The sequence below is a fragment of the Streptomyces antimicrobicus genome, from assembly GCF_020532625.1.
Taxonomy (GTDB): domain Bacteria; phylum Actinomycetota; class Actinomycetes; order Streptomycetales; family Streptomycetaceae; genus Streptomyces; species Streptomyces antimicrobicus.
In genome coordinates, this window is sequence record NZ_JAJAUY010000077.1 from 21,049 (window position 1) to 27,909 (window position 6,861).

General features: G+C 69.5%; 6 protein-coding genes. 4 read left to right on the forward strand and 2 right to left on the reverse strand.

All coding sequences use genetic code 11. The features are described from left to right. Window positions 1-6 precede the first annotated feature (6 nt). Window positions 7-1,110 (reverse strand): helix-turn-helix domain-containing protein, encoded by a 1,104-nt coding sequence (locus LG632_RS19250; protein WP_226728595.1) that lies wholly within the window; start codon window positions 1,108-1,110, stop codon window positions 7-9. A gap of 99 nt (window positions 1,111-1,209) precedes the next feature. On the opposite strand from LG632_RS19250, the gene LG632_RS19255 reads away from it, so the two are divergent. The 4 genes from LG632_RS19255 (at window position 1,210) to LG632_RS19270 (ending at window position 3,443) form a co-directional block, all read left to right on the forward strand. Further along, a complete protein-coding gene (locus tag LG632_RS19255; protein ID WP_226728596.1) occupies window positions 1,210-1,413 on the forward strand; it encodes a hypothetical protein in 204 nt (67 codons plus the stop codon). After that, entirely contained in the window at window positions 1,410-1,817 is a 408-nt protein-coding gene (locus LG632_RS19260; protein ID WP_226728597.1) for a hypothetical protein, read from the forward strand. The genes LG632_RS19255 and LG632_RS19260 overlap by 4 nt, the downstream gene beginning before the upstream one ends. 31 nt (window positions 1,818-1,848) lie before the next feature. Next, window positions 1,849-2,055: a hypothetical protein gene (locus LG632_RS19265; protein WP_226728598.1), complete on the forward strand. Its 207-nt coding sequence runs from the start codon at window positions 1,849-1,851 to the stop codon at window positions 2,053-2,055. A gap of 137 nt (window positions 2,056-2,192) precedes the next feature. Continuing rightward, window positions 2,193-3,443 (forward strand): IS701 family transposase, encoded by a 1,251-nt coding sequence (locus tag LG632_RS19270; RefSeq protein WP_374203511.1) that lies wholly within the window; start codon window positions 2,193-2,195, stop codon window positions 3,441-3,443. A gap of 366 nt (window positions 3,444-3,809) precedes the next feature. Here the strand turns inward: LG632_RS19270 and LG632_RS19275 are convergent, their stop codons facing one another. After that, complete coding sequence (locus LG632_RS19275; RefSeq protein WP_226728599.1) at window positions 3,810-6,236, reverse strand: DEAD/DEAH box helicase; 2,427 nt, start codon at window positions 6,234-6,236, stop codon at window positions 3,810-3,812. Between the last annotated feature and the right edge of the window lie 625 nt (window positions 6,237-6,861).

The window sequence follows — 6,861 nt, forward strand, 5'->3', positions numbered from 1 at the left end:
CCTCGGTCAGGCCTTGATCTCGTTGACGAGCATGCGCAGGGTCAGGCTGTGCCGCTCCGGCGGCAGGGCGTCCATGGCGGCGGTGGCGTGGGCGATGCCGCCGGCCCGGTCGCCGGCCCGGACGAGCATCAGTCCCCGGTGCAGCTCCAGATGAGTGGCGAAGCGCGGCAGCTGCGCGGGCAGTGCGGCCAACGCCTGATCCTGGGCGTCGGTGGCGGCGCGTTCCTCACCGAGCCGGGCCAGCAGCAGGGACCGGAAAACGTTCAGCCGCCACCAGGGCACCGCGTAGTCGGACGTCTGCTCCTCAGAGCCGACCGCGTCGAAGGTCCGTCGGCCCTCGGCGTCGAGAGCGAGCGCGGTCGCTCGGTCGCCGCGCAGCGCAGCGGCGTGTGCCAGGCCGTAGAGGGCGTTGAGCCGGCCGAGGGAGGGGCGGTCGGACAGGGCAAGTGCCTGGTGAGCGAGTACGTCCGCCACGCCCAGTGAGGCCCCCTCGTAGCCGAGGGCGATCGCTGCTCGTCCGCGTACCCACACCCGCGTGGCCTGGTCGGCGGATTGGTCTGCGGCGGTGGCGGCCATGCGGTACCAGCGCACCGCCGCGCTCCCGTCGGATCCGGGGAACGTCTTGGCGTACAGGGTCATCAGCCGGGCAGCGGCCGACCACAGTCGCGGGGTGTCGAGCTGCTGCTGCACCACGACGAGATCCCCGGCGACGCGGCGTTGGATGTCGGCGGCGCCCAGGGACATGTAGTCCGTCCCGTACGCGGCCAACCGTTCCTCCCACGCCTCCTCGGTCGGCCCGCCCGCGAGCCGGGCGGCGAACCCCCGCGCCAGCAGATCGGAGGCGACCACGGGGGCTATGGCGGTGCCAGCCATGTCGGTCAGGAACGTGCGGCGCATCATCGGGTCCTCCAGGACGGCTAACGGCACGTCCAGCACCCGGGAGAGCGCCGCGAGGTAGAACGTGCGCGGGCGGACCGTCCCGCGCTCCCACCGGGCGATGTACTCGCGGGTCAGCGTCGTCCCGTGCACAGCGTTGATCTCGTTGGCCAGACGGCCCTGGGACCAACCCTGCGCCGTGCGCAACTCGCGGATCAACTCCCCGATGTCCATGCCCCCATCTTGCCCCCAATTTTGCCCCTGCCCCTGGGCATTGGACGGGCCGAAGGTAGGGGTACCTCTCAGACCGGTCAGCATGTGAAGGGGCATCTGATGGCAGAGACCACCGACGACAGCCGCGCCCGCCGTGAGGCCGCGGCGTTGTTCCCCCGGCCCTACCTCGCGCCCCCGCCGACGTGCGCCCGCTGCCAGGGGTATGCCCGGCGCCGGGACACCGCCACGGGCCCCCTGCGCGGCACGGTCGTGACCGACATGCAGGTACTGATGCGACGCTGCGCACAGGACGGCCACCAGTGACGGGCCGCCGGTACACGGTCGGGCAGCAGGTGCTCGACCGCGACCGCCAGGCCCACGGCCGCATCGTCGGCTGCTACCCCTCCCCGCTCGTCCTGCGCCTGATGGACGAGGCGGGGTTCCAGTGGATCGCCCGCACCGTCGCGTGCGAGCCGGCCGGACGGCAGCCGGCCGTCCAGGACGCGGGCGGGGACCGGGGCGGGGTGCGCATCCCGCCCGGGCGGGTGCCGGTGGACGTCCCGCCCACCGAGCTCCGCGTCGGGGACCACGTGATCGCCGGTGGGCGCCTGGTCACCATCACCGATCTCCGCTACCGCCACGGCGGCACGCGCACGGTGATCCTGAGCACCGGCCGTCTCGCCGTGGCCGACCGCGTGATGCGCGTCTACCGCTCCCGCACCAGCTGACCGGGCCGTTCACGTCGGGCAGACTCCAGACATGACCGACGAGGAGACAGCAGACGTCCTGCGGGACACCATCGACGCCTACCTGAACGAGGTGGATCCCGACTACCTAGACTCCGACGACTTGGCGTGGTCCCTGGTGCACGCCCTGCGCCGGGCCACGCAGCAGCCGGCCCCTCCCACACCGTCCCTGGGCGAGGAGACAGCAGCTCCCGGACGGACGGGCGGTGCCCCCGGCTAAGGTGCACCTAGTACTCCAGCAGGATTTCGCTGCCTGACCTGGTCTTTCGCCGGGTGGCGGGAGTGTAGCGGGACTTCGATCGTGCGGGGGCGGTCTCACGGAGACCGCCCCTCGATCGTGCGACAACGCCGCAGGTAATGACAGCAGCGGGGCAGCCTCCGAGGGTGATCACCGAGTCTGCCGCCGCGCAATGGGACCTCGACCTGGATGACCTCTTCCTGAGCATCGGGCACCGCTTCGGCCGAGTTGAGCTCCGCCGCCGGATGCGGGACTACGTGCGCGGGCTGCTCGCCCCGGTAGCCCGTAAGAACAGCTGGCAGCTGGCCGAACAGGCCGGCCACTCCACCCCTGACGGCCTGCAGCACCTCCTCGCCGGATCGAAGTGGGAGCCCGATGACATCCGCGACGACCTGCAGGAATACGTTGCCGACAAGCTCGGCGAGGTCGACGGTGTCCTGATCGTCGACGACACCGGCTTCATCAAGAAGGGCACCACCTCCGCTGGGGTCCAGCGCCAGTACTCCGGAACCGCCGGCCGGACCGAGAATTGCCAGATCGGCGTCTTCGCCGCCTATGCCACCACCCGCGGCAGGGCTCTGGTCGACCGAGAGCTCTACCTCCCAAAGTCCTGGACCGAGGACCGGGAACGCTGCCGCACCGCAAGGGTCCCCGACGAGCGGGAGTTCGCCACCAAGGGCGAACTGGCCCGGCACATGGTGCTGCGGGCCCTGGCCTCGCCGCTGCCCATTACCTGGGTCACCGCGGATTCCGCCTACGGCCAGGACACCCGATTCCGCCGGCTGCTGGAACAGTCGGGTGTCGGCTACGTGCTGGCCGTGCCCAAGTCCCAGTTCAGCGTGGGCTGTTCACGGATCGAGGGCCTGTTCGCTCAGGCACCCGCCGAGGCATGGGAGAAGATCTCGTGCGGCGACGGCGCGAAGGGGCCCCGCGTCTATCACTGGGCAGCGGTGCGGCTGCCAGCCGTCGCCGAATTCGACTATCAGGGTGAGGTCCCGCACCGGATGCGGTGGGCACTGGCCCGGCGCAGCATCAGCAAGCCCGACGAGATCGCCTACTACCTCGCTTACGCAACCCTGCAGGTCACCGTCCAGGAGCTGGTGCGGGTCGCCGGGGCACGCTGGGCGATCGAGGAATGCTTCCAGGCCGCGAAGAACGAGTGCGGCCTGGATCAGTACGAGGTCCGCCGCTACGTGGGCTGGTATCGGCACATCACTCTGGCCATGCTCGCGCACGCCTTTTTGGCCGCCACGGCACACCAGCCCTGGAAAAAGGGGGCGGAACAGGTGAGGCACCCGGGCTCATCGGGCTCACAGTGGCGGAGGTTCGGCGACTCCTGGCAGCTTGTCGTGCCCGGCCCCTGCAACTGAGCGGACACCGCGGACGACACCACGCGCTGAGCTGGTCGAACTGGCGCCGCCAACGCCAAGCAGTCGCCCGCCGCTGTCATTACCTGCGGCGTTGTCGCACGATCGAGGGGCGGTCTCCGTGAGACCGCCCCCGCACGATCGAAGTCCCGCTACACTCCCGCCACCCGGCGAAAGACCAGGTCAGGCAGCGAAATCCTGCTGGAGTACTAGCCCGTGCCGATATGGCGTGCGCGGGCCAGGCCCGGTGCCCAGCCAACTGGGGGCAGTACCACCGGGCCGCCCAACACGCCACCACCCCCACACCCGGCCCTCCCACGTCACCGCCACACAGTGCCCCGTGCTGATGCATCAGCCCCTGCCCGGGCCTCAGATCACCCCCAGCTCACTCAGCACGGCGGCGCGGTCGGCGGGGAGAGACGCGCGGCGCGCACGCTGGTTGGTCAGCCACACTCCCAGCTTGACCGCGTGCTCCTGACCCTCGTGCAGCAGGTGCTCGACATGTCCGCGCGGGACACCGGTGAGAGTGCCCTCACGGGCCAGATAGGCACGCGCGGCGGCCACGCCCCGCTCCCACGCCGCTGCCCGCCCGCCCGCCTTCGGCGCCGAGACCGGCTCGGGCGCGCTCACCCCGAGGTCCCGCAACCGGCGCTGCTGCTCCGGCGACAGCCCCGCCCACGTCTCCCGCTGCCGCTGGAGCCAGCGGCCGACGTCGGCGCCGTGCACGGTCACCCCCGGGGTGATCTCGTCCACCGCCGCGCCACCGTCGATCACCAGGGCCCGCACCCCGGCGTAGTGACGCTGCCAGTCGATCGGCCAGTCCGGGCACCAGTCCGGATCGATCGCAGCAAGCTGAGCGGCCCTCTCCGAGCTCAGCGCACCCGGACGGCGGCAGTTGGACAGCCACTGACCGATAGGACGCCCTATAGCCCCTGCCGGCCCCTCTAGGGCCCGCTCAGCCTGCCCGCCGGGCTCGGCAATGACCGCGTGGCGCGGCGCGGCCAGCGTCCCGTGCCGACCCATGTACAGCCGCGCAGCCGCCAAGTTGTCCTGCCAGTCCGCCTCAGCGGGGTCCCACACCATCCCCAGCCGTTCCAGCCGCGCCACACGCCGCCCGTCCAGCTGCCCCGACGCGTACGCGGCACGCTGGCGCCGGATCCACCGCCCCAGGGGGTAGCCCCACTCCGTCTCCGCGCCGAGCGGCACCCGCAAGTGCCCCGTGCGCGACGACCACCGACGCGCCGCCCAGTAGCCGCGCGTCCAATCCTGCCGCTCCGTGTCGATGACGCGCAGCGACACCAGCTCCGCGACAGCGGCAGGGTCACGGGGCGAGGAAAACCGCAGCAGCATCCGGGATTCCTCCTCCCCCTCCTCAGGCTCAGGACCGATCGACTCACCAGGCATCCGGGGCGAGTTCACCTCGGGAGTAGCCAGCATTTCCACCGCGCGCTCATCATGCGCCCGCAAAGCCGTCAGCACCTTTACCAGTGGCCGGTAAGACGCCGAAGTGACCATATCGGCGGGCTTTTCATCCGGGCTCAGGAAAACCGGCACGATAAGCGAGGCGACCTTTCCCGCATTCGGCTTCTGACGCAGTGCCCGGCCGATCGCCTGGACGATATCCACCACAGAGCCTTTCGGGTCCAGCAGCGCCACCGAATCCACTGCCGGACAGTCCACGCCCTCACCCAACACGCGACAATTGGAAAGGACCGCACGGTGCGCTGTACCGCCGAACTGGGCCAGCACACTGGAACGGTGATCCGCGTCATGCTCGCCCCGCAGCCACCCCGCCCACACCGATCGCGGATATTTCTCCGGATCGAACGCGTGCAGCTCGGCCGCTTTCTGTTCCAGCCCCTTGCAGAATGCCTCCGCCTCCACCGTGCGATGGTGGAACGTGATGATCTTCTCCAACCCGTGGTCAGCCGCCGTCCGCAAGAGCGCCGCCTGCAACGCACCCAACCGCTGCCCGCGAACGTGCTCCTCCCGGGCCTCGGGCCCCGACAGCCGCTCGGGCGTGACCACCGGGTCCCGGACCTCCACAACGAGGATCTGGTACCGGGCCAGCAGACCCAGGCTGATGGCGTCCGCTAGGCCGAGCTCGTACACGACCGGCCCGAACACCGATTCATCGTCCATCGAGCACGCCAGCTCAGCCGGCAGCGGATCCCGGGCCCCCTCCCGTACCGCATAGCTCGCCGGCCGCTCCCGCCACACCCTAGGAGTCGCCGTGAAGTACAGCCGCCGTGCAGCCGGAATCCTCGACTGATCGTGAATTGCCGCCCACGCTTTCCCCCAATGCCCCGATGTCCGATGCGCCTCATCAACGACCACAAGGTCCAATGGATGCATGGCCGGTCCCAATTCGCCGCTGAACGCTTTGATGAGACTCGGCAATGACGCATACGTGGCGTACATCGTCACCGGGCCCCTCCCGTATCGCTCGGAAAGCAGCACAGGACTGGTGGTCGTGCGCACGCCCGCCGCATACAAACCGGCGTCATCATCCAGAGAACACACCGCCACTGACCTACCGTCATGACCCTCCGCGCGCCACTCCCGTACCGTCTGCGTCAGCAGATCGAGGGTGGGCAGCATCACCAGAACTCGGCCACCCTTGGCGATCCGCAACGCCGAATGCGCCGAAATCAGCGTTTTTCCCGTACCGCACGCCGCCACCACCGACGCCCGCAACCCGTCAGTGGGAATCCCCCCGGGCGGTTCGTCCAGAGCCGCCACGACGGCCCCTACTGCCTCTACCTGATGCGGCCTCAGCTCACGTGCTGCACTCATCGTCTCCCCAGTCCACCCCCTGTATCGGAGGTCCCCTCGATCCGGTCGTCCTACACAGTGCATAGTTGTGATGCATCGGGGTGTGTCCGGACGGTCGTTCAGACGCTAGCAGGGTGGCGGCGTCCGGGTGGGCGGTTTCCCGTAGGTTCGTCAATTCGAGGGGTGGCCCGGGTGGTTGGAGGGCGGGAGAGTCGCGTAGATGACTGGCGTTGGGCGTCTTTCCGGGTTTATGCTGTGAGGGTTGGCGGGGTTCTCGGTCGGCACGGCAGTGGGACCGTATGGACGGTATGCCGTTCTGACGGCCTGCCGTCACCCGGGCTTCTACCTGGCACTTAGGCTGTTCCGTCACTGCTACACAGTCAGCCGAAGTGATGCGCGAGCCCCTGTCGGCCGTAGCCGGCCACCGCGCGGAGCGCGGTTGGGGATTGCAGCGAAGCGGAAATCCCTTTCCCTTCCTGGAGCGGAGCGAAAGGAAGGGGGGAATTACGCGGAGCGCAATTCCCAATTCCCGCGCGGAGCGCGGGAATTGACCCTAATTCGCGCGGAGCGCGGGAATTGACCCTAATTCGCGCGGAGCGCGGGAATTGACCCTAATTCGCGCGGAGCGCGGGAATTGACCCTAATT